This window comes from Calditrichota bacterium (genome assembly GCA_013151735.1).
Taxonomy (GTDB): domain Bacteria; phylum Zhuqueibacterota; class JdFR-76; order JdFR-76; family BMS3Abin05; genus BMS3Abin05.
The window spans coordinates 1-23745 of record JAADHR010000058.1 but is presented as its reverse complement, the minus strand read 5'-3'; the positions used below and the strand labels follow the sequence as shown (position 1 = coordinate 23745).

Sequence of the window (23745 nt, the reverse complement as noted above, 5' to 3'; positions counted from 1 at the left end):
TGTAAAAAAGTGTAACGTTACGTTTTCACTGCAAAAGTAAATTAACAGGTATTTTATTGGCAACCCGGTCTGCATTTAGAAGTCCCCGGCACGTTTGACGTGCCGGGGACCTCCGGTCGGGGACTTCCGGGTTTATTTAATCCCGTACAGTTTGATTTTTTTGTGCAACGCCACCCGTGACAGACCGATTTTTTCTGCTGTTTGAGACACGTTGCCTCCCGTTTCGTGCAGATGGAAGGTGAGAAATTCCCGTTCAAAGGCTTCCACAACCTTTTGAAGATTGTACTTGTAGTCCGATCCGTCCCATTTCCAAAGCCCGGTTCCTGAATCGCTGACGGGTTTTAGACGGGTGATTTTGGGGGGTAAATCTGCCGAATTCACCAGTTTCCCCGGAGCGGAAACCAGCGTTACCCGAACGGTATTTTCCAATTCCCGCACGTTGCCCGGCCAATCGTAGAATGAAAGACGCTCCAATGCTTTTCGTGAGAAATGTTTTGGTTCTCCCCCGTCTTTTCGATATTTTTCGGCAAAGTGGTGTACCAGAAGGGGAATGTCGTCCCGTCTCTCGCGCAAGGGGGGCAGGGTTACTTCCAGCACATTCAACCGGTAAAACAGATCCTCCCTGAAACGTCCGTCGGCCATTTCCTTGCGGAGGTCCTTGTTGGATGCGCCCAGAATCCGCACGTTTACGGGGATTTCGACCGTTCCTCCTACCGGCTTCACCCGGCTTTCCTGTAAAACCCGCAGCAATTTTACCTGCAGTTGAGGACTCATTTCGCTGACCTCGTCCAAAAAAAGGGTGCCGTTTTGCGCTGCCTGAAAAAGCCCCTCTTTATCCCGAACCGCACCGGTGAACGCCCCGCGTTTGTGGCCAAACAACTCGCTTTCGATCAAATTTTCAGGAATGGCGCCGCAATTGACAGCCACAAAAGGGGCCTGTGCACGACGGCTCCGCGTGTGAATGGCCCGTGCTACCAGCTCTTTTCCCGTGCCACTCTCGCCGTAAATCATCACCGGGATATCCGGGTCAGCGGCGGCCTTGGCAATCAGCTGAAAAACCTCCCGAATAGGTTTACTGGTTCCCACGATTTCCGGAAATTCCAGCCGTTTCAGTTGGGCGCGCAGGGCGCGGTTTTCTTCCAGAAGGACAGCCTTTTCCTGAATCCGATTGAGTTTCAGCCGCAGTTCTTCCAAATTGAGAGGTTTGGTTAAATAGTCATCCGCTCCCTGCTTCATAGCCTGGACGGCGTCCTCCACACTGGCAAAGGCGGTCATCATGAGAACCGGAAGATTTGGCTCACGCAAACGGATTTCGCGAAGAAAGTCCAATCCGCCCATGCGCGGCATTTTGACATCCGAAAGCACCACATCCGGAAGCTGATTTTCAAGCTCACGCAAGGCGGCCGCTCCGTTTTCGGTCGAAACCACATCAAATCCCTGATTTTGGAGAAAAATTTCAATACCCCGCCGAGTGGCCGGATCGTCTTCTGCAATTAGAATTTTCATCGAATCCTCTAAAATAAGACAGGAACTTCCCACGAATGGGCACGAATTTTCACGAAAAATGGTTAGAAAGTTTTAAAAAATCAAGATTTCTGACATAGGTAATGGCTCGTAACAAAATAGGATTATAGTTTTTGACAAAAATTGATATGCCATTAATATGGGATCGCTTTACAAGTAATTGAAAAATAGGTTATCACGGAACATTTTTCTGTTATTGACCCTCCCCCCATCCCCCTCCCTTAAATAAGGGAGGGGGAGCGAGGGGGTGGGTTGAAAAAAACAACTAATAAAATCCAATTTTTTCAAAGCTTATGGTTACCAAAAATTTTTAGTTCAGGCATTCGCGGCGGTTTTATTTTCAATGGGCAACTGAATTTTAAATTCCGCGCCCCCCTCCGGTACATTTCGGAAGGAAATCTTTCCGCCATGCGCCCGCACAATCGAATCTGCAATAGCCAGCCCCAGGCCGCTGCCGCTGGATTTTGTGGTAAAAAACGGCTGGAAAAGGCTGTGTGCGTGCTCCTTCGGAATGCCCGGTCCTTCGTCGGAAAAGGACACGAACACCCAGTCCGAATTGGTCCGGACGTCAATCGTCACCCTTCCCCCCGGAGGGGAATAGTAAATGGCATTGATCAAAATGTTCAGAAAGGCCTCCTCCAACTGCTGCGGGTCGGCCCAGATCGGTTGAAGTCCTTTGCTCTCCTTGCGTTCTATTTTTAATCCCTTTCCCCGAATTTCATCTGAAAATTGTTTCAGGACAGATTCCAGAACCGAGGAAATAAGAACCGGTTTTTTTTCCAGTTGCGGTTCCCGGTAGAAGCGCTTGAAGTGTGTGAGCATTTCCAGAAAAGAACGCAGCGCCGATTTCATTTCCTCAATGTAGGCGCGGGCAGCAGGATTTTCCTTGAGCTCCATTTCAAGATTTTGCAGCCAGATGCTAACGCCGCCGATTTTATTCTGAATTTCATGCGAGATTTTTGAGACCGTTTCGCCGATAATGGCCAACCGCTGCTTTTGCGAAAGCTCGGCCCGGGTGCGTGTCAGCTCATCTACCTTCTCGGACAATTTTCGGTTTACTTCCTGAAGGGATTGGTAGCTGGCTCGTGTCCGGTCGATCATGTCGTTGAATGTGTCAATCAGGGTTCCCAGTTCGTCCTGACGACGAATGGCGATTTTTTGGGAAAAGTCGCCTTCCGCCACCCGTGTGGCCACGGCCGAAACGTTTTCCAATGTATCGGTCATGCGCTTGGCCATAAACCACACCACGGCCAGAACAAGAAGCAGAATTCCGACGGCAAAGAGAATCATTCGCAGGAGCGTGGCATTCAGGGCTTCAAAATCCGGGGATATGTTCTTTTCAAAGATGATGCGGAAGGGGGGAACGCTTAACATTTCCGCACGAAAAATGCGGGAGCCTTTTCGAAAGAAAACTCCCGGTTCTGTTGCAGACGAATTTCCAAGAAACCGCTGAATCTCAGGCCGAACCCGAGAGAGAAATCGGTTTATGTCCGATTTTCGGGGGGAAAACAGAACCAGCCCGTTGGATTCCGTCACCAGTGCCGACACCTGATTGGGGAGCTTAAGGTTCTGTATAATTTGCTCGGGAAACACATCGGACGAAACGGCGGCGATCACCATCCCATTATTCTTACCGGATGAAAATGACCGCAAGTAAAGCAGGCGGTTCTGACTGATTATATTTTTCGGCGATACTTTCCAGAAGGCGGAATCGTCCTCAGATCGTCTCAGCAATTTTGAGGGTACCGGAGCCGTTTGGATCCAGTCAAACCGAATCCGAATTTCTCCGCCGAAAATCTTAACCGGTTTGGCCAGTAAGTACTGATCCCAGTCTCCTTTCTTAAAGAGCAAAAACCGGTATTTCCGGGCATATCCCGCCAGAAATTGCTCCACGGATAGCCGCCAGGGGTTTTTCTGGCCAATGGTCACGCCCGATTTGAGGGGTACCTTCTCGATCTGATACTGCAGATTGCTCAACTCAAGAAACCGGTTTGCGATTTCTGATTTGGCATTTTCGGTAAAAAGCTGTGTGTAATGGAGAACATCCCGGCGAGCCGAAATCACAACGTTTTTTCGTCCTGAAATATACAGGAAAGTCAGAAGACTTGTCATTAAGAGGATGGTTGAGGCAATTAAAAACAGACCTGCCCGCGTTTTCAGGCTTACAAAATGGGACACGTTACCTCTCAATCCAGACACGGCGAAAATCTGTGCCCGTCATTTGCATGGTGACACCACGTAGTTTTCGAGAAATCAGCACATAATTTGGGGGCGTTTGAAGTAAATAAATGGCCGGAACCTCTTGTGCCAGGATTTTTTCCATTTGAAAAAACAACTCCTGACGTTTATCCGAATTTTGCTCGAAGAAAACCTGTTCCAGAAAGGCATCGAATTGAGGGTTTTTGAAGCCGGTTAAATTGGTACTGCCGGTGTTTTGGGAATAAAAAAGGGCGTAGTAATCCTCAGGGTCCGAATAACTGGGCACAAAACTCACGCGAAAAATATCCGGGCGATCATTTAAAATATGGGCGTAGTATTTTACGGGTTGAATCTTCACCTTGCAGTGCAGCCCTAAATCCTGAATCGCCTGGCAAAGCACATCTACCTCAGGCGTGTTAATGTTCGAACTGATTTTCAGCGTGTAGTTTTGAATAGCCGGTCCCATCTCCCGAACTATTTTTCGAGCGGCTTTCGGTGTGTAGGGGTACCAGGAAAACGTGTGGCCGTTTAATAAAAGCGGGGGGACAAAACTTCTGGCAGGTGTGAGAGGCAGAGGGTTGCTTTCGTTAATCTTTTCGCGTTGAAAGGCGCGAACAACCGCCTGTCGCAGCCGGGGGTTCCGGCTGAGGGGCGTTTTTTTATCCATTGAAAATCCAAAAAACCGGACTCCCAAATTGGCGATTTTTCGAGCCACTCGAAATTTCGAGCCAAAGTCGGGTTGATTTCGAAGCTCTACAAAATCCTTTTCCCGCACAGTGAGTAAATCCAGATTTCCCTTTAGAAATTCAGACTTCCGCAGGACCGGATTGGAAATCAGCTTAATTTGCAAGGCTTCAATGCAGGGTAAGCGGTTTCCTTTTGAGTCGGTTTGCCAGTAGTGGTCGTTCCGTACCAGCAGAACCTCGCGGAGGGGTTTCCAGCTAACCAGGCGAAAGGGGCCTGTGCCTACAGGATGGCGCCCGAAGGTCGCACCGTAAGCAGCCACAGCCTCTCTGGGGACAATTTGAGCCGGAAGTGTGGCCAAAAGTTTCAGGAAAGAAAAATAGGCCTTTGTCAGATGAAATTCGACTTCGTCGGGAGCCAGTACGCGAATGCCGGAGATAGACGAGGACTTTCCCGCGTGGAAGGCGTCCATGCCGATAATTTTCCCGGCAAAAAGATACCAACTGGGACATTTAACGGCCGGATCAGCCAGCCTTTCAAAAGTAAAGAGCACATCACTGGCCGTTAGAGGGCGCCCGACACCGCCGGGGAAACAGGGATCGTCCTGAAAACGCACATTCTTCCGCAGGCGAAACCGAATGCGGCGGCCGTTGTCCAATTTTTCCCAGTTTTTTGCAATAAGCGGAAAGGGGTTTTGATTGTCATCAATTCCAACCAACCCTTCGTAAATGTGGGAGGCGATTTGCAAATCGCTCAGGAAAAGAATTTTCTGGGGATCGAGCGTTTCTGTTTCTACGGATGTGGAAATCTTTACGGTTCCACCGGGGGAGGCGGCGTTTGCAGGACGGCGTGCTCTTTCTTTTGAGCAGCCTAAGAAAAGCACAACCAAAACGGACAGGTAAAAAAATCGTTGAGGAAAATTCATCACGGCAAATTATTCGATGGTTTGGGAAAACGGTATCTGGCTTTTGCAGACAGGCGTTTTCTGCTTGAATTGCTCCTGAATCAATGCTGTTTTTCAAAAAAGACGATTATACTGTTTTTCGATTTTATACGTGCTTTTGGGTGTTAATTTTTGCGGAATGACCTGAATGTCCCAACCTGTCTTAATATATTTAAAATCAAATAAATTCGCAAGAAAATTCTTTGAAAAAATCGGAAAAATAGCAGGGAATGTGTCTGTTTTTGGTTTAATTGAATGCTGAGATCGCCGCGCAGTAAGAATTAAATGGAACAGGATCATTCCGGTAGGTGGGGATGGCCGTTACGGAGATGCAGCATTTTACGCCTGATTTGTTTTCAAAACGTCCTTTTCTTTCAGTGCGTCAGAATATCTTTTCAACGGTTCAGTTCCCGGGCCACCACCCGGACCATGGCCTCCAGATTAAGCCGAAAGGCTTCTTCCGGTTGATAAATGCCGCGGGTTGCGTATTCCTCCCGGATCATGTCGGTGACCACTTTTTGATGATTTCCGTGGTGTTCTTGCAGGCCTCGTAGAATACGGTCGTGGTAACGCTGGTTTTCATCCAGGGTTTTTTGAATATGCTCTTTGACGGCCTGGTTCCCCACGACCACACCGCTGTGAGGCAGGGCCAGAATCTCAATATCCAGGGTTTGCAGCCGCCGGAGGGAGGCCATTAAACTCTCAAAGCTGGATGTAAATTCGGCCATCACGCTGCCGTCGCCGGTGTACACGCCCAGGCCGTCTCCCCCGAAGAGAACCCGGTCGGGGAGCAGATAGTACCAGGTGCAGTCGCGGGTGTGCCCCGGAGAGTACATCGCCTGGAGGGTTATTCCGCTGCCCAATTGGAAAGTCTCGCCGTCTTCAACCGGCCGGTCCAGTGTAAGATGATCGATGCGTGTTTTTTCACGGTACGCTTCCGAAAGAGGAGAAAAGCGTTCTGCCTGAGCATTGAGTTCCCGAATGAGCGAAAGTGCACCGGGATTGGAAAAAATTTTTTGCAGGCGGGGGTGCCCGACAACCGTAAGCTGTGGGTTGATTCGCTTGAGAAACGCCACGCTTCCGACGTGATCGTAATGAGAATGTGTAAGAAAGAGAAACCGAAGCCGGTCGACCGCACCCAGAATGCGCGTGAGCTCTGCTTCCAGTTCCGGCGCCGAAGCGGTGTATCCGGCATCGATGAGGGAGGCTTCCGGTGCATCGATCACGAAGTTACACACCATGGGACTGCCGATAAAGTGTACATGTTCGCTGAGTTTTTGAGGGGTCTGAATAAACATACGTTGGCTCCTAACCTGCATTATTTATAAGTTCTTGCCACGAAGACGCTAAGTTACGAAGGTTATACCAATTAAAATAATTGACGATTTGAAACTCAGTTCGTTTTGCATATTTTTCCGTTTCGATGAAGGTAGTCACTCTAAAAACCACGAATTACACACATTGCACAAATTTAATTTCAAAAAAAACAATTCGTGTAAATTCGTGAAATTGGTGGCCAAAAGTTTTTTAAAGCAGACTCACCATTTCAGAATCCTGGTCACATTAATTTTACAGCCAATTCATGGAAAAAGCAAGAGAATTTATTGCAATTTTACGTAAATTTTAATAGGTTTTGATTTAAGCTTGTAGAATGTTCAACCCAAAAAAAGTGAAGAAAAATGACTCTTTCAAAAATTGTTCGTTGGTTGATCTGGTTTCTCGTTATTGCCGGTTCCATTTTTATGTTTCTGCAGATTAATGATTTCGCGCACGCGCAGGAACGGCACCCCCTCATTCACCAATTGGAATTGGCCCGCCACGAAGGAGAGCCGCCCGTTTATCGGAGTCTCCAAAAGCCTGCGGTTGTGCTGCCTTTGTTGCACCGCGCCACGGCCCCGGAAAAAGTGATCTACGGTTACCTGCCGTATTGGTCCAGTGCGGCGTATTTAAATTATTCTCTTTTGACGACCATTGCCTATTTTGGGGCCGAATTCGACGGATCCGGACGAATCACCAACCACCACGGCTGGCCGGTGTGGTCCCTGATTAACAAGGCTCACAGCCATGGAGTCCGGGTAGACCTGGTGGCGATCTGTTTTAATAAGGATAAAATCCACTCCATTCTTACGAATGCGGCTGCCCGAAGCCGTTTTATTCAAACGGCTGTTGCCGAGGTTAAAAAGGGACATGCGGACGGACTGAACGTGGATTTTGAACTTCCGTACAGCAGCGACAGCCGGGCGCTTTCATCTTTCATGGCCGCCCTCACGGATTCTTTTCACGCCGCCATCCCCGGATCACGCGTGACCATTGCCACAACAGCTGTGAACTGGGGCGGACGGTTCGACCGCCGGGCACTGGCCTCCGGAACGGACGGCATGATGATTATGGGTTACGACTACCACTGGTCGGGGTCGTCCAATTCGGGTGCGGTGGCCCCGCTGACGGGAGGAACCTACAATGTGACGAATACGGTGCTTGACTATCTGATTGCCTCTGACTACCATCGTGAAAAATTAATTCTGGGTGTGCCCTATTACGGATACGAATGGAAGACCAACTCGAACAAACCCGGATCGGGCATTATCAGTTCTGTGGGGTCACGAACCTACCAGCAGGCTGAACCCGCGGCTCAACGTTACGGAAAACGCTGGGATTCCTATTCTCAAACACCGTGGTACACCTTTAATGACGGGACGAACTGGCACCAGTGCTGGTACGATGACAGCCTGAGCCTGAGTTTGAAGTACAATCTGGTCCTGAAAAAGGACCTGGCCGGAATTGGCATCTGGGCCCTGGGTTACGACGGCCCCCGAAAGGAATTGTGGGGGGCGCTTCGGGATCACTTCGTATCCTCGCTGGATTCCATTCCTCCCTTTGAACCCACCCATTTTTTTGCCCAGTCCCTGGGTGATGGAAAAATTGCCGTGGGCTTCCGGCCCGTTTCCGGAGCGACCGGGTATCTGATCTCCAAGAGTTTGGATGGTACAGATTTTGATCAGGGAACCCTGTTTTCGGATTCGCTGGCAGTTTTTTCGGATTTGCTCCCGGATACGGTGTACTATTTCCGCGTGCAGGCCGTTAATGCCGCGGGCCTGAGCAGTGCCACGGAAATGCTGGCTGCGACCACGTTGAAAGCTGCGCCTCGCCTGTTGGTGGTAAATGGTTTCGATCGGGTTGCCGGCACAAAAAACACCCGTGATTTTATTCGCCAGCATGCCCAGGCCCTCTGGGCGCGGCACATTGCCTTTAGCGCTGCCTCCAACGAGGCCATTGAAACAGGAAAGATTAATCTGGCGGACTTTGCGGCCGTGGATTGGATTTTGGGAGAAGAAGGAACAGACACGGAAAGTTTCAGTGCGACCGAACAAGAAAAGGTGAAGTCATTTTTGGAAAAAGGCGGGGATTTATTCGTCTCCGGTTCGGAGATTGGTTACGATCTGGTGGAAAAGGGGTCTTCTGCCGATCAGGCGTTTTACCGCGATTACCTGAAAGCGGCATACGTAACCGATCGGGCCGGGAAGGTGCATTCGGCTTCCGGCACAACGGGAAGCATTTTCCACGGTCTCACGCACATCCAATTTGACGACGGCAGCCACGGCGGTTACAATGTGGACTACCCGGACGGCATTAAGCCTGCCGGGGGGAGTGTACTGGCCATGATTTACGATGGAGTAAACGAAGACAGCCAGGGAGGGGCGGCCATTCAGTACGAAGGCAAATTTGGGAACAGCGCCCAAACGGGTCGGCTTGTGTACATGGCCTTTCCTTTCGAAATGATTTACCAGGCGGATCAACGAAATCAGGTGATGCAGCGTATTCTCGATTTTTTTGATGTGGACACCAGCGCTGAAAGTCCCTCCGTTCTTCCGGAAAATTTTACGCTCGAACAGAATTACCCTAACCCGGTTTCGGCAAAAAACGGTTTCTCAACCACCCTTCAGTTTACGGTGTCAAGACCTGCACAGGTAAATATTTATCTGTACGATGTTCTGGGGCGGCGCGTGCGAACCCTTTTCCAGGGGAAGGCCACAGCCGGGGAAAACAGAGTTCAGGCAAACTTACGGGGTTTGCCCGCCGGTATGCCGGTATTTATTTTTATCAGGTAAAAATGTCTCACAAAACAGCACGAGGCCGGTTGATTCTGGTTCATTAGAATCCGACTGTAGCCGTTGGACGTGCTTTTTACAGGGAGGAAGCAGGGCTGCAAATCACAGTGTAACCGCTGGCTTTAGGCCTGCGCCCTTTGAAATGACGCCTTAATGGCAATATCATTCCAAATTTTAGCGACTGGAAAACCAGCAGAAACGTCGAACCAAATCGTGTGAAATGAAGGAGAAAGGACTTTTGATGAAACGTCTTGAAAAAATGGCAGTTGGGCTGCTTTTTGTGATGATTTTATTCAGCGGGTGCTCGAAGGATCATGCGAAGCAAAAGGCGGCCGAAACGGCAGATACGACCACAACCTGTTCACCCCGGGCGGATTCTTTAGCCAAAGAACCCCGAAATTTCAAGAGTATTCACCAATTGGAATTGGAGCAGCATGAAAAGGATTCCTTGCAAAAATCCAGTCCCGAAAAGCAGCGCGGCAAGAAGTGAAAATTAAATACGCCCATCTCACCAGTTGCGAAAAAACGCCGAGGTGAGGAGTACAAAAAAATCAGCCACCCTTAAATCGGTCTTTCAGCGGACAGGCGGTTTACGGGAAATGGTAAACACGTTCCGTTTGTTTTTTTATTGACTTTTGGGTATTTTTTTATTATACTTTAGGGCAATAAAAATAATTGAGTTACTAAACTTAGAAAAGACCCATGGCCAGAAAACAGGACTGGGTGCTGGGTGGAATTTTCCTGGCAGCCTTTATTATCATTTTGATGGTTTTCTTGTTTTCGTTTGGAAATGTTCCCGGAAGCAATATTACCACCATTTCCAGCGGAGGCGACAAGATTGCTCTGGTGGAGTTAAGGGGCGTTATTTACGATTCCCGCGACCTGGTGCGGCAATTCAAGCGCTACGGTGAGGATCGCTCCATTAAAGCAATTGTTTTTCGGGTGGATAGCCCCGGGGGCGGTGTGGCGGCATCTCAGGAAATTTACGAACAGATTCGAAAGGTGCGGGAATCCGGAAAGCCCGTTGTTGTGTCCATGGGAAGTGTTGCTGCTTCGGGAGGGTATTACGTCTCCTGTGGAGCCGATTCGATTGTGGCCAATCCCGGCACCACAACCGGGAGTATCGGCGTCATTTTGGAAACTACCGATGTGGCCGGATTGTTGAAAAAATTAGGGGTCGAGGTAAATGTCGTCAAAAGCGGGAAATTTAAAGACACCGGTTCCCCTTTTCGAAAAATGACGAAGGAAGAAAAGGCCTATTTGCAGAAATACATCGACAATGCGTACCATCAATTTGTAAACGTCGTTTCCAAAGAACGCCATATTCCTGAAGACAAGGTCCTGAAGATTGCCGATGGCCGGATTTTTACCGGTGAACAGGCCCTGAAATTGGGTCTTGTGGACAAACTTGGGACCTATGAAGATGCCATTCAACTGGCGGCCAAAATGGCCGGCATCCGGGGTAAACCGAGTTTGGTAAAGATGCAAAAGCGAAAGCGGACCGTATTTGATCTTCTGTTTTCGGATGTTCAGGGGATATTGGGGAAGATTCAATCGGCACCTATGCTTCGTTACCAATTGGAATTAAATTTGTAGCCGGCTTCTAAAGAAAGGCGGAGGACACCTCTGTGAACAAGCAGGATATCGTCGATATTATTGCAGAAGGCACCGGTTTAACAAAGCTGGAAACAGCGGCTGTTGTGGATGCCTTTCTGGCAACGGTTACTTATGCTTTGGGAAAAGGCAATCGGGTGGAACTGCGGCGATTTGGAACGTTTCAGGTGAAGGATCGAAAGGCCAAGAAGGCCAGAAATCCGAGAACGGGGGAGGAAGTTTTGATTCCGCCCCGGAAAGTGCCTCATTTCAAGCCGTCACCCGATTTTCAAAAATATGTGGAAGAACAGCTCAGATTGAAAGACGTACAGTCGGATCGGAGGCCGGAATGAGCTCTCTGTTTTGGTCCTCTGGCAAGCTAAAAACAAGGATGATTTCGAAAAAAAATTAGAAAGGAGGAATGGCATTGCCCTGCGGTCGGAAAAGAAAACGTCATAAGATTGCTACTCATAAGCGAAAAAAACGTCTGAGAAAGAATCGGCATAAGAAAAAAATCCGTTGATTTTTGCGTTTTTGAGGAACTATTTTTTTGAGGCTTCGCCACCGAATACGCGGCGAAGCTTCGCATGCTTTCAGCGCTACGATGATCAAAACACAAATATCCTAAATTTTTTAAAAATGTCGGATTTTTGTGTTTTTTATTCTTGGCCTCTCCAAACGCAAAAATTGGCTCTTGTTTGGAAACAAAGAGAGACGTTTTGGAATTAAAGGAGTGAGAACTCCTTCCGGGAGCCGAAAAGATGGTGTTTGCGCAACCAAAAACATTCCCACAAAAAACAATTTTGGTCATTGACGACGATGCCAGTCTGCATGATCTCAGCCGCGTGGTGTTGACGCGTATCGGCTTACGATACGTCGCTGCCTTTAGCGGTCGGGAGGGGCTCCGGCGCATTAAGGAACATCATCCCCACATGATTTTGCTGGATTTGATGATGCCCGATATCGACGGGGAAATGCTCTACAAAGAGCTCATCACCAATCCGGAGTATCAGGAATTCCGAAATATCCCGGTGATCATGTTAACCGCCCTCACGCATGATGACGAGCGGAAAAGCCGGCTTCTGGAAATGGGAATCAGCGCCTATCTGAACAAACCGTTTGGGTTGAATGAGCTGGTAAATGTCATTCAGAACGTGTTTGTAACCCATGAAATCAAGATACGGAATATTAAACTCCAGGAAGAAATTACCAATACCAACAGTTATCTGGAGCGCCTGATCGACTATGCGCCGGTGGGAATTCTCTCGACAGATAAGGACGGCGTTATTGTCCGGGTTAATTCCTTTTTTGTTCAGATGATGGCGGCCCCCGATGCGTCTCTGTTTATCGGCAAAAATATCCTGGACTGCGATCTTCTCAGTCAGAAGGAAATCTGCACCAAGTTCAAACAGGTTCTTGAGACCGGAGAGTCGGTTGAAATTCCTACGGTTAACCTGCAGAATGCGCAGGGCTGGGGCATTCGGGTTAATGTAAATTGTGTGGCTCTTCGCGACGATAATAATGAAATCAGCGGACTTCTGTCGATCTGGGAAGACGTCACCCAGCTGGAAAAGCAAACCTACGAGCTGACGATTCTTCGGCAGGTGGGGCAGGCGCTTCAGCGAACACTGGATTTACGGGAGTTGATGCACCTGATTCTGACCAGCATTACGGCGGGCTGTGCTCTTGGGTTTAGCCGGGCCATGATTTTTCTCATCGATCATGAAAAAAATGTGCTGGAAGGCAAAGTGGGTGTGGGTCCGATGAATGCGGAAGAAGCCCGGGATGTGTGGAATGAGTTGTCAAAAGATCACGCCAACCTGGAAGCCTTTTTAGAAAAGTACGGAACCAGTATCCCTCAGGAGGAATCTCCGTTTGGACGATTGGTACAAAAGGTGCAAATACCCCTTTCAGATGAGAACAATATTTTGGTCAAAGCCATTCGGGAGAAACGGGCCTTTAAGGTGGATCGCACCTGGGATAATCCCTTTGTCCCGGAAGAATTCAAACAGACCTTTCAGATTGAATCCTTTGTTGCGGTTCCGCTCATTGCAAAGGGACGAGCCATCGGGGTCATTGTAGCCGATAACAAATACAGTGAATTCCCTATTGAAGAGGATCGGGTGGAGCTGCTCACGCTGTTTGCGAATCAGGCGGCATTGGCCATTGAAAATGCAGAAGCATACAAGGCCCTGGAAAACAAAGTCGCCCAGTTAAATGAAGCCTTTAAACAGTTGCAGGAAGCTCAGGATAAACTGTTACGTTCGGAAAAATTGGCCGTGATTGGAAAGATGGCCGCTCATGTGGCTCACGAAATTCGAAATCCGCTGACAGCCATTGGTGGTTTTGCGCGTCGGATTATTGAACATCCGGATGATCCCAAGACGGTTAAGCAGGGAGCGGAAATTATTTATAATGAAGTCAATCGTCTTGAAAAAATCCTGGCAAATGTTCTGAATTTTACAAAAGTTTCCAAACCTTTTCGGAAATTGCACAACCTGCACCAGTTACTCGACGATGTCATTCAACTGCACGATCCCTTGCTGAAGGATCACAACATTGTGGTGGAACGGAATTATTCCCCCGATTTGCCGGATGTTTATGTGGATGAAGACCAGATGCGGCAGGTATTTAACAATATTTTTACCAATTGCATTTATTCCATGCCTGAAGGGGGAAAGATGGCGATTTCAACCTCCGTTGATGACGAATCGGCCATCATCGAAATACGGGACACGGGAATTGGAATGCCTGAAGAGGTCCTGGAAAATATGTTCAATCCCTTTTATACGAACCGGCAGGGGGGGACCGGTTTGGGAATGGCAGTTACGCAAAAGATCATTCAGGAACACGACGGCAAAATTGAGGTACAAAGCGAGGTGGGAAAGGGAACACTCTTTCGAATCCACTTGCCCCTGACGATCAAAAAAACAGCCTTGACAAGCATTCGCTAACGCATTAAACAGTCAAACATTATGGTCGAATTTCTATTGGAACCGGAGCCCGCTCCGGGGAAGAAAATTTACTCGATTTCCGAGATTACACGGAAAATCAAACATCTCCTGGAAAATACCCTTCCGACCATCTGGCTGGAAGGGGAGATCTCCAATTTCAAGCGGCATTCCTCCGGCCACATGTATTTTGTGCTGAAGGATGAAAACAGCCAGATTCCCTGCGTGATGTGGCGGGGGCGGAACAATGGCCTGTATTTTACGCCGCAGGACGGCATGAAGGTTCAGGCCCGGGGGAATGTTACGGTTTATGAGAAACGGGGGAGCTATCAGTTTGAGGTGCTGCAAATGCAGCCGGCGGGGATTGGCGAACTCCAGATGGCGTTTGAACAACTCAAACAAAAGCTCAAAAAAGAGGGACTTTTTGACGACGCCCACAAAAAGAGAATCCCGCTGTACCCCGAACGCATTGGAATCGTAACCTCGCCCACCGGAGCGGCCATTCGGGATCTGGTCAGTGTCATTCGCAGGCGGTTCCCCTCCGTTCAGCTGATTCTCAATCCGGTGCGGGTACAGGGGGAAGAGGCCGCCGCGGAAATTGCGCGCGCAATTGATGAATTTAATGACTATGGAGATGTGGACGTGTTGATTGTTGGCAGGGGAGGTGGTTCCCTCGAAGACCTGTGGCCGTTCAACGAGGAAATTGTGGCCCGGGCCATTTTCCGCTCGAAAATTCCGGTCATTTCGGCCGTGGGTCACGAGATTGATTTTGGGATTTCCGATTTTGTTGCCGATCTGCGGGCCCCCACGCCTTCGGCCGCTGCAGAGCTGGCAGTCCGAAACCGGGAGGAATTGCTGCAAACCATCCGGCACCTGGCCCAAAAAATGTTTCGCCACGTTCACACGCACATCAATACGCACAAAGAGAAGGTCACTTATCTGGCGAACAGTTACGCCCTGCGGCGTCCGTCCGATGTGATCAAACAGTATTTTCAGCGAGTGGATGAGCTCAGCAAAACCCTGGAAACGAATTATCTTCACCGACTTGAAATGCGCCGGGGGCAGGTAACCTCCTTGCAAAAGCAGTTGGTTTCTCTGAACCCGAAATCCATTCTGAAGCGGGGGTACAGTATTTGTTATCGCGAGGAAACGGGAGAAATTGTCCGGGATGCCGCTTTTTTAAAGGAGGAAGACCGACTGCATCTTCAATTTTACCGGGGCAAGGCCGACAGCGTTGTGAAGAAGGTCATGCCTGAAGGCCTGGACTAAAAATTCCCCGGCCTGGTTAACGTGCCGGGGACCTGTAAAGAAAAGGAGTAAAAAACAGTTTATGGTGAAACAGAGTTTTGAAAAAGCCCTTAAGCGGCTGGAAGAAATTGTATCCACTCTTGAGAATGGCGATGTGTCCTTGGAGGACTCCATTAAGATGTTCGAAGAAGGCATGGAACTGGCCCGGTTTTGTTCCGAGCGCCTGAACCAGGCCGAAAAAAAGTTGATGAAATTGGCCAAAAAAGAAGACGGTGGGTTTCAACTGGAACTCATGCCATAAAACACGGCATCCATTTGGCGTGCCAAATGGATAAGCCGGTGCCGAGTAAACGATTAAAATCACTAAAAGAGGGTCGTATGTCTGAAAAAGTGTTGGATCGTGTAAACTACCCTGAGGATATCAAGCAATTAACCCTTCCCCAGCTGTCGCAATTGGCTGAGGAGCTGCGGGACTATCTTGTAAACGTGATCAGTAAAACCGGAGGCCATCTGGCGCCAAGCCTTGGTGTGGTGGAGCTGACCCTGGCGCTTCATTATGTGTTAAACACGCCAAAGGACAAAATTGTTTGGGATGTGGGACATCAGGCATACATCCACAAAATCATTACAGGCCGGAAGGAAAAACTTTCAACCATTCGCCAGTACGGAGGGCTCAGCGGATTCACAAAGGTGGATGAGAGTGAATACGACACCTTCGGCGTGGGTCACGCCAGTACGTCCATCTCAGCGGCCCTTGGAATGGCTTACGCCCGCGATTATCAGGGCGAAAATTTTAAGGTCGTGGCCGTCATTGGTGACGGAGCACTGACCGGCGGCATTTCTTTTGAGGGATTAAACAACGCCGGAGCCTCCGGCAAAGATATTATTATTATTTTGAATGATAACAAAATGTCCATCTCGCCCAATGTGGGGGCCATCTCCAGCTATCTGATCAGCATGAAAACAAACCCCCTTTACAATCGAATTAAAAACGACGTCTGGAAATTGACGGGGAAAATGGCGTCTGTCGGGGCCAATATTCGGAAAACGGTCCAACAGATTGAAAAGGCGATAAAAGCGGCAATTACTCCGGGATTGCTGTTCGAACAATTCGGATTCCGCTATTTTGGTCCCATCGAAGGCCACAACTTGTCACAGCTTATTCGGACGCTGCAGGATGTTAAGGAACTGCACGGACCGATTTTACTGCATGTGGTTACCGTTAAGGGGAAGGGATACAAGCCTGCCGAGGATGATGCGCCCAAATTCCATGGGCTGGGTGCCTTTGACAAATTTACGGGACTCACGCTTTCCAAAAGTTCGGTTCCCTCCTACACAACGGTCTTTGGGAAAACCCTTGTGGATATTGCGGATCAGGATGAAAAAATTGTCGGAATTACAGCGGCCATGCCCGACGGAACCGGAATGGCCTTTATGAAAGATGTTCATCCGGACCGTTTTATCGATGTAGGAATTGCCGAACAACACGCCGTAACCTTTGCGGCGGGGTTGGCCATTACAGGCCAAAAACCGGTGGTGGCGATTTATTCCACCTTTTTGCAGCGTGCGTTTGATGAAATCATTCACGATGTGGCCCTTCAGAATCTGCCGGTGGTGTTTGCCCTGGACCGGGGCGGATTGGTTGGGGAGGATGGTCCCACCCATCATGGGGTGTTTGATTTAAGCTACCTGCGGATGATCCCCAATTTTATCATCATGGCACCCAAAGATGAGGCGGAGCTCCAGGACATGCTCTGGACGGCGATTCGGTACGAAAAGGGCCCCGTTGCCCTGCGGTACCCCAGAGGTGCCGGATTGGGGGTCCCCTTACGGAAAAAATACCGGGAATTGGAAATTGGCAAAAGTGAGACCCTGAGAAAGGGCTCCGATGTCGCTGTTCTGGCTGTTGGTCGAATGGTTGATTACAGTTTAAAGGCGGCTCACCTTCTGGATGAAAACGGAATTTCTGCCCGCGTGGAGAATATGCGCTTTGTTCGTCCTCTGGATACCCAAAAACTGGATGAAATCGCCCGGAAATTCAAACTCGTGTTTACGGTTGAAGACAATGTGGTTACGGGCGGATTCGGTTCCGGCGTACTGGAATATTTTTCGGGAACCGGAAAGGATGTTCAGGTTTTTCGGCTGGGGCTGCCGGATGCCTTCGTTGAACACGGGGCTGTTTCTGTTCTTTTCGAGAAACTCCGGTTAAATCCTGAGGGTATTGCTGAGCAAATCCGGCAGACACTGGAGTCCTACCGGGCGGAGTTAAAGGTGGTAAAAAAGGTAACGTCGCAGGCATCGTAACGACACGCGAAACCGTACAAAACGAGCAAAGAAATGACCATTGGAATTGTTGCAAATCTGAACAAACAAAAAGCCCGGGATGCCATTCCTTACTTTCTGGACTTATTGAAGACCAAAGCAATCCCCGCGGTGATTACCTCTACCATCCGACGGGAATTGAATGTAAACGCATTCGATGTGGCCGATTATCCCCGTTCCGAAATTGGTTTCCACTGCGACGTGATTATTGCCTTTGGCGGGGACGGAACCATGCTGTCCACCGCCCGCGATGTGAGTCACACCCAGGCGCCCATTTTGGGGGTGAATCTGGGGCGCTTTGGGTTTTTGGCGGAAGTTTCCATTGAAGAGCTTTTCAGCCAGATTGATCGGATTGCGGCCGGTGATTTTACCGTGGAAGCCCGAATGGCCCTGGAAGCCCGGGTCTTTCAGGGGAAAAGAGAGCGCCGATTTTATGCCTTTAACGACGTGGTAATGGATCGCTTCAGTTCGTCCCGCACGATTTTGATTGATACCTACATCGACAATGATTATTTAAACACCTACAACGCCGACGGAATTATTATCTCCAGTCCGACAGGTTCCACAGCCTATAATTTGTCTGCCGGCGGTCCGCTCCTGGCCCCCGATCTGGAAGCCCTTATTGTTACCCCCATCTGTTCCCATTCTCTTTCCCAGCGTCCTCTGGTTATTCACCCGGACCGAACCATTAAAATTCGGGCCCGTTCAGAGGGCCGTAAAATGCTCTTTACGGCGGATGGACAGGATGCCTTAAATGTGTCGGAAAAAGACACCATTGAGGTCCGAAAATCACCCTATCCGGTTAAACTGCTTAAAATCTCCGGGAAGAGTTTTTACCAGGTACTGCGAACCAAATTAAATTGGGGTGAGAACAACTTTCCGCAGGCGTAAAAAATCCGGGAAAAAAAACAAACCTCCGATTCGCGCGGATTATGATCACCAACGGCTTCAGCCGATAGCTCCGGTCCCCCATTTTTTCAGATCTTATGGTTTGAAAACCCAAACTCACTTCCCGGCAGACAGTAAAACCAGCACCGAGGGCCGGAATGTCTTTCATTGTCTCGAAAATTAAAGAATACCATCAAAAATCGAATAAAATAATTGAATGAGGCCCATATATGCCTTTATTATGCTGATAATTGGAATTATTTATTATTGCATTAAATATTTTTATTTGCATTCAAGAAAAAATATTATATATTTTATTCGGTTTAGCACTCAGCTCAACAGAGTGCTAACAAAACAGAGAATTCGAAAATGAGGGGAAGGGGTAAATAAAAAATCGGATTTTTCAATAAAACACTTACACGTACAAAAAAAAGAAAGGAGGGGATATTACATGCCCAAAATCATTAATTATGACATGGAGTCAAGAAGTGCTCTGAAATCCGGAGTTGACCAATTGGCCGATGCCGTAGTCGTTACGTTGGGTCCGAAGGGCCGTAATGTTTTAATTGACAAGAAATTTGGTGCCCCCACGGTCACGAAAGACGGTGTCACGGTTGCCAAGGAAATCGAATTGGAAGATCCCGTGGAAAACATGGGGGCTCAGATGGTGAAAGAGGTTGCCTCCAAAACCAGTGATGTAGCCGGTGACGGAACGACGACGGCGACAGTGTTGGCTCGTGCGATTTATGATGAAGGTTTGAAAAACGTCACGGCCGGTGCAAATCCCATGCACCTGAAACGCGGCATTGACAAGGCCGTGAAAATCATTGTTGACGAGATCAAAAAGATGAGCCGCGAAGTAAAAGACAAAAACGAAATTGCCCAGGTGGGAGCCATTTCCGCCAACAATGACCATTCCATTGGTGAACTTATCGCCGAGGCCATGGACAAGGTTGGAAAAGATGGTGTGATTACCGTTGAAGAGGCCAAAGGCACGGAAACCACGCTGGAGGTGGTCGAAGGAATGCAGTTCGACCGCGGGTATTTATCTCCCTATTTTGTAACCAATCCCGATACAATGGAAGCTGTTCTGGACGAACCCCTCATTTTGATTTACGACAAAAAGATCAGCGCAATGAAGGATCTGCTTCCGATTCTGGAAAAAGTGGCTCAAATGGGTAAACCCCTGTTGATTATTGCCGAAGATGTTGAAGGCGAAGCCCTGGCCACTCTGGTGGTTAACAAACTGCGCGGCACATTGAAGGGCGCTGCTGTTAAGGCTCCCGGTTTTGGTGATCGTCGAAAAGCCATGCTGGAAGACATTGCCATTCTCACCGGCGGCCGGGTGATTTCCGAAGAAACCGGCTTTAAGCTGGAAAATGCTCAGCTCAGCGATCTGGGTCGGGCCAAACGGGTCACAATTGATAAGGACAATACGACCATTGTTGAAGGTGCCGGAAAATCTGAAGACATCAAGGCCCGAATCAACCAGATTCGACGTCAGATTGATACCACCACCTCCGATTACGATCGTGAGAAACTGCAGGAACGGTTGGCGAAACTGGCCGGCGGTGTAGCAGTATTGAATATTGGTGCGGCCACCGAGGTTGAGATGAAAGAGAAAAAGGCCCGCGTAGAAGATGCCTTACACGCAACCCGTGCAGCGGTTGAAGAAGGCATTATTCCGGGTGGTGGCGTGGCACTTCTCCGTGCAGCCGATGCCCTGGAAAAACTGAAAGGTGAAACCGAAGATGAAACGGTCGGAATTGAAATTGTGAAACGCGCTATGGAAGAGCCCATTCGCAAGATCGCAGAAAATGCCGGCTGGGAAGGCTCTGTGGTGGTTTTCAAGGTCCGTGAAGGAAAAGACGATTTTGGTTTCAATGCTGAGACCGAAAAATTTGAGAACCTGGTGCAGGCCGGTGTCATTGATCCGACAAAAGTCACGCGTACCGCTCTTGAAAATGCGGCCAGTGTGGCCTCCATGCTGCTTATGACGGAAGCGACCATTGTAGACAAGCCCGAAGAGGAAAAGGCCTCTATGCCTGCAATGCCTCCGGGTGGCGGCTACGGCGGCATGTATTAATAGATTCACAATCCTTGAACAAAAAAAGGCTCCGAATTGTCGGAGCCTTTTTTATTTGGAGAGATTAAATAGAAGGTAATAGGATTTTTCCCGATTCAGACCAGTCTCCTTAGCGTATCCTTTAATCCGATAACGCGTTTTTATTTCGCTTCTTCCTTTGCTATGGGAGCTCTTCCGGCAACAAGACTAATCAGTACACCAAGAAAAATGTAAACAATGCCTGCGGCAACAATTGTAAATTTGGGTATGGCACACCACTGTGCCAATACCGGCCAGACGTCGAGTCGGGACCCCACCAGAACCTGAATAAGCGAAACATTTTCCACGCTGTCCAGTAGAGCCGCGGCAAATTGGCTCCAGGCCAGAAAGACCCCTACACCACCCAGGAATTTGCTTTTCGCCTGGAGCGTCGGAAGAACCAGAATACAGCCGAGGGCAATCAAAAGGGAATAGGCCACCAGAAAAAGGAAATCGAGTCCCAGGCTTAATCCGGCGTAGACGCGCCCTTTTTCACCCCATGAAGCAAGAATATTTTGTGCCTGTGTTTGTGTGCCTGCAAGCTCGAATGAAACAATTCCTGACGGGGCAGCGGCCGTTTTTAAATGGCCGTCGATAATCTGCAGTCCAATAATGGCCGCAAAGGTAAGGAGTAAAAGACCCCAGAACAGCCGTTTCCGGCGTGTGTGGGGAATCCAGTCAAAGGGACGTTTCATAGGAATTCACCACCTTTCTGTCCGGTTCAATGAATAGGTTTGTCCAAAGTGACAGGTTAATTATCCATGGAAGTTTGAATGTCTTCTGATTCAAAAACAGGGGATGCAAAAAAAGCTCATTCTATTTTGATTGACCTTTTTTCCACACCTCATATATGCCGATTGCCAGAAAAATGAATCCAAGCATCCAAACACCCCTATTTGAATAGGAAAAACCCATAATAATAAAAACCACTCCCAGAACGGCTCCGATTTGTCCTGCTTTATCTTTCATATTTTTCCTCATAATAGAAACGCATGCGCGCCGGCCCAAAATTGACACCCATGGCCGGGGAAGGGCAGTGATTGTTCCGTTATCTAATATAATTTTGGAATGAGCCTATATGTCCCCTTCATATAGTCCTGATAAGTTTTGCCAAATTCCTTGATTAAGATATTTTCTTCCATTTTGATCCGATAGATTAACGCAAGGGAAACCGGAAGCGTTATTATAATTAAAGAAATTATACTGTTCATTGCAACCGAAAGACCGAAACAAATGAGCAGTAATCCCAAATAGCTGGGATGCCGTATTTTTTTGTAGAGTCCATTGGTCATTAAACGGTGATCTTTGGTTATGGCCACATCCACCGTAAACTCTTTGTTTAATTGAATGATTGAAATCCAACGAATAAGAAATCCTGTCGCAAGGACACTCAGCCCCGCTATTGCCACATAAGAGTTTAATGGCTGCCATACTCCGTAATTTGCCGTAAAAAACCCCAGTGTTAAAGACGCAGGAATCGTGATCCAGAATAATATAAGGGATTTTTTATCCCCCCTGATTTTGGTCTCCCTCTTTTTTGAATGCTTTACAATCATCAAAATAAACTCTGACAGGAAAAAAAGAATTGAAGAATATAAAACCAGTTTAATGCTCATGTGATTACCCTTAAATTGGAGGCACGCTTGATTAACTTTGCATTTCCCGTCGGCCATGCACAAAAATAATCGTGCGGGTGATCTTCAGGGAATAAGATATCGGGGTGATCGGTCGATCACCCGCAAGAGTTATCATAACCCCCCAATATTTTTTCTTTTCCTGCAGTTCAGGAGTACTATCGTATCAAAATCATTTTCCGGCTCGTCGTGAACTGCCCGACCGTAAGACGATACACATAGACGCCGCTTACAGCCGGATTGCCCTGGCTGTCGCGTCCATCCCAGAGCACAATGTACTCGCCGGACTGTTGAAGGCCTGCGGCCAGTGTCACCATCTTGCGTCCCAATTGGTCGTAAACAGTCAGATCTACATTACTAACAGCAGAAAGCTGATAGGTGATCGCGTAGACGGATTGAACGGATTGGGATAATTTTGCTGCAACGCAAAGCCGTGCGGCAGTGCTTTCGAAGGGGCGGCGCCGATTCTGACGCCGGAGACGCTGCGGGTCAGGTCGAGGAAGGCCATGTAAAAACCGGGCTCGGTTACAGTGGTGCTGGCGATGCCGTAGGGTAAATTCACCTCCGTGTTAACCGGCTGCCAGCCGTCCTGCCAGCGGTAAATGGCGATTGCGGACGCTTCCACGGCTTCCAGGGTGTCTGCTTCAATGGTGATTCTGAGCAGCGCATTCATGTTGGCGTTTTCCGGGAAGGCATGCAGCGACACCAGTGCGCTGGCCGGGCGCAGGGAATCCGGCAGACCGTCCTGCGGCACCGGAAAGGGCGAGGTGGAGACCACATACTGTTGCGCCGTGGCACCGGCTTCCGGCAGCAGGCGGATGTTGTCCCGCGCTACGATCAGCTCTTTGCCGGCGTTTGGCAAAAGGGTAACATTCATCGGCAGGAAAAACGGTTTGTCCGCGCTGTCCGCTGCCCTGAAAAACAGGGTGGCACTGCGGTAGTCACCATTTGGCAGGGCGGCACCATAGGCCGCGCCGGACCGGTTTAGGTCAACCATCTGCAAATCGCCCGTACCGGCGGAAATCTCCAAGCGGGCGATGCCGTTGAACGCCTTGTTGGCCGCGGCTGAGAACATCAGCCCTCCGCTGCTATTGAACGAAATTTCCGGCAGCAGGGTATAGCTGCCCTGCACGGGTTGGAGCTCGACGACAATTGCATCCCCCTGTCCGGCAGATGCCTTGGCCAGCATCGAGCGGGTCATTTCAACCTCGGCAAAGGCATAGCGGCGATTGCTCATCCCCCAGCCGGCGCGCAGCTTGTCTCCGGCCTGCATGCCGAGCGGGCGAATTTTGCCGCGATCGTCCCCAAATAAAACCGTTTTGCCCTGTGCAATGAATCGCTTTCCCGCTTTCAAAACAATCACCTTTGCGCCGGCCGCCGGCTGATCGGTTTCTTTGTCCATCATCAAATAGACCGGGCGGGGAGCATTCAGCGACGACGTTTCGATGACAAAATCCATCATGGCGCCGACGCTAAAGTCCGGAAAATAAATATCGTCGTTTGGTCCGGTAACACGATGGTTGGATGTAAGCCCCATTGCGGCCGG

The 23745-nt window shown here is 49.0% G+C and carries 18 protein-coding genes and 1 pseudogene; 10 read left to right on the top strand and 9 right to left on the bottom strand.

The annotated features are described in order from the left end of the window. Positions 1-132 precede the first annotated feature (132 nt). From GXO76_04055 to GXO76_04040, 4 genes are all read right to left on the bottom strand, one after another. Positions 133-1506: a sigma-54-dependent Fis family transcriptional regulator gene (locus GXO76_04055; protein ID NOY77025.1), complete on the bottom strand. Its 1374-nt coding sequence runs from the start codon at positions 1504-1506 to the stop codon at positions 133-135. A gap of 333 nt (positions 1507-1839) precedes the next feature. Next, the gene (locus GXO76_04050; GenBank protein NOY77024.1) at positions 1840-3702 is read right to left on the bottom strand and encodes a sensor histidine kinase; all 1863 of its coding nucleotides are present in this window, start codon (positions 3700-3702) and stop codon (positions 1840-1842) included. Between the two features lies 1 nt (position 3703). Continuing rightward, entirely contained in the window at positions 3704-5332 is a 1629-nt protein-coding gene (locus GXO76_04045; protein NOY77023.1) for an ABC transporter substrate-binding protein, read from the bottom strand. 413 nt (positions 5333-5745) lie between these two features. After that, positions 5746-6648 (bottom strand): MBL fold metallo-hydrolase, encoded by a 903-nt coding sequence (locus tag GXO76_04040; GenBank protein ID NOY77022.1) that lies wholly within the window; start codon positions 6646-6648, stop codon positions 5746-5748. Positions 6649-7029: 381 nt separating this feature from the next. Between GXO76_04040 and GXO76_04035 the strand changes: the two genes are divergently transcribed. The 10 genes from GXO76_04035 to groL all read left to right on the top strand — a co-directional run bounded on the left by GXO76_04035 (position 7030) and on the right by groL (position 20547). Next, positions 7030-9459, top strand: coding sequence for a hypothetical protein (locus GXO76_04035; protein ID NOY77021.1), 2430 nt, complete (start codon positions 7030-7032; stop codon positions 9457-9459). Between the two features lie 241 nt (positions 9460-9700). Continuing rightward, the gene (locus tag GXO76_04030) at positions 9701-9949 is read left to right on the top strand and encodes a hypothetical protein (protein ID NOY77020.1); all 249 of its coding nucleotides are present in this window, start codon (positions 9701-9703) and stop codon (positions 9947-9949) included. Between the two features lie 212 nt (positions 9950-10161). Next, complete coding sequence (gene sppA, locus GXO76_04025) at positions 10162-11055, top strand: signal peptide peptidase SppA (protein ID NOY77019.1); 894 nt, start codon at positions 10162-10164, stop codon at positions 11053-11055. A gap of 32 nt (positions 11056-11087) precedes the next feature. Beyond that, on the top strand, positions 11088-11405 hold the full coding sequence (locus GXO76_04020; protein NOY77018.1) for an integration host factor subunit beta: 318 nt from the start codon (positions 11088-11090) through the stop codon (positions 11403-11405). 450 nt (positions 11406-11855) lie between these two features. Beyond that, a complete protein-coding gene (locus GXO76_04015) occupies positions 11856-14006 on the top strand; it encodes a response regulator (GenBank protein NOY77017.1) in 2151 nt (716 codons plus the stop codon). Between the two features lie 21 nt (positions 14007-14027). Further along, entirely contained in the window at positions 14028-15272 is a 1245-nt protein-coding gene (locus GXO76_04010) for an exodeoxyribonuclease VII large subunit (protein NOY77016.1), read from the top strand. 61 nt (positions 15273-15333) lie between these two features. Continuing rightward, positions 15334-15552: an exodeoxyribonuclease VII small subunit gene (xseB, locus tag GXO76_04005; GenBank protein NOY77015.1), complete on the top strand. Its 219-nt coding sequence runs from the start codon at positions 15334-15336 to the stop codon at positions 15550-15552. Positions 15553-15629: 77 nt separating this feature from the next. Then, entirely contained in the window at positions 15630-17555 is a 1926-nt protein-coding gene (dxs, locus tag GXO76_04000) for a 1-deoxy-D-xylulose-5-phosphate synthase (GenBank protein NOY77014.1), read from the top strand. 33 nt (positions 17556-17588) lie between these two features. After that, positions 17589-18464, top strand: a complete 876-nt coding sequence (locus GXO76_03995) for an NAD(+)/NADH kinase (GenBank protein ID NOY77013.1) — start codon at positions 17589-17591, stop codon at positions 18462-18464. A gap of 448 nt (positions 18465-18912) precedes the next feature. Continuing rightward, entirely contained in the window at positions 18913-20547 is a 1635-nt protein-coding gene (groL, locus tag GXO76_03990; GenBank protein ID NOY77012.1) for a chaperonin GroEL, read from the top strand. A 140-nt stretch (positions 20548-20687) separates the two neighbouring features. Here the strand turns inward: groL and GXO76_03985 are convergent, their stop codons facing one another. The 5 genes and pseudogenes from GXO76_03985 to GXO76_03965 all read right to left on the bottom strand — a co-directional run. Continuing rightward, a complete protein-coding gene (locus GXO76_03985) occupies positions 20688-21260 on the bottom strand; it encodes a hypothetical protein (GenBank protein ID NOY77011.1) in 573 nt (190 codons plus the stop codon). A gap of 121 nt (positions 21261-21381) precedes the next feature. After that, positions 21382-21534 (bottom strand): hypothetical protein, encoded by a 153-nt coding sequence (locus tag GXO76_03980; protein NOY77010.1) that lies wholly within the window; start codon positions 21532-21534, stop codon positions 21382-21384. Between the two features lie 83 nt (positions 21535-21617). After that, entirely contained in the window at positions 21618-22181 is a 564-nt protein-coding gene (locus tag GXO76_03975) for an isoprenylcysteine carboxylmethyltransferase family protein (GenBank protein ID NOY77009.1), read from the bottom strand. Between the two features lie 176 nt (positions 22182-22357). After that, positions 22358-22585, bottom strand: a pseudogene (locus GXO76_03970) (T9SS type A sorting domain-containing protein). Continuing rightward, positions 22549-23745 (bottom strand): hypothetical protein (locus GXO76_03965; protein NOY77008.1); only part of this gene is annotated, 1197 nt, incomplete at its 5' end. The gene GXO76_03965 and the pseudogene GXO76_03970, both read right to left, overlap by 37 nt.

Excerpts from the sequence above, each read along its gene's own strand:
- GXO76_04055 (NOY77025.1), bottom strand. The coding sequence starts at position 1,506 with ATGAAAATTCTAATTGCAGAAGACGATCCGGCCACTCGGCGGGGTATT.
- GXO76_04045 (NOY77023.1), bottom strand. The coding sequence starts at position 5,332 with ATGAATTTTCCTCAACGATTTTTTTACCTGTCCGTTTTGGTTGTGCTT.
- GXO76_04040 (NOY77022.1), bottom strand. The coding sequence starts at position 6,648 with ATGTTTATTCAGACCCCTCAAAAACTCAGCGAACATGTACACTTTATC.
- GXO76_04035 (NOY77021.1), top strand. The coding sequence starts at position 7,030 with ATGACTCTTTCAAAAATTGTTCGTTGGTTGATCTGGTTTCTCGTTATT.
- GXO76_04030 (NOY77020.1), top strand. The coding sequence starts at position 9,701 with ATGAAACGTCTTGAAAAAATGGCAGTTGGGCTGCTTTTTGTGATGATT.
- sppA (NOY77019.1), top strand. The coding sequence starts at position 10,162 with ATGGCCAGAAAACAGGACTGGGTGCTGGGTGGAATTTTCCTGGCAGCC.
- GXO76_04010 (NOY77016.1), top strand. The coding sequence starts at position 14,028 with ATGGTCGAATTTCTATTGGAACCGGAGCCCGCTCCGGGGAAGAAAATT.
- xseB (NOY77015.1), top strand. The coding sequence starts at position 15,334 with ATGGTGAAACAGAGTTTTGAAAAAGCCCTTAAGCGGCTGGAAGAAATT.
- dxs (NOY77014.1), top strand. The coding sequence starts at position 15,630 with ATGTCTGAAAAAGTGTTGGATCGTGTAAACTACCCTGAGGATATCAAG.
- GXO76_03995 (NOY77013.1), top strand. The coding sequence starts at position 17,589 with ATGACCATTGGAATTGTTGCAAATCTGAACAAACAAAAAGCCCGGGAT.
- groL (NOY77012.1), top strand. The coding sequence starts at position 18,913 with ATGCCCAAAATCATTAATTATGACATGGAGTCAAGAAGTGCTCTGAAA.
- GXO76_03985 (NOY77011.1), bottom strand. The coding sequence starts at position 21,260 with ATGAAACGTCCCTTTGACTGGATTCCCCACACACGCCGGAAACGGCTG.
- GXO76_03980 (NOY77010.1), bottom strand. The coding sequence starts at position 21,534 with ATGAAAGATAAAGCAGGACAAATCGGAGCCGTTCTGGGAGTGGTTTTT.
- GXO76_03975 (NOY77009.1), bottom strand. The coding sequence starts at position 22,181 with ATGAGCATTAAACTGGTTTTATATTCTTCAATTCTTTTTTTCCTGTCA.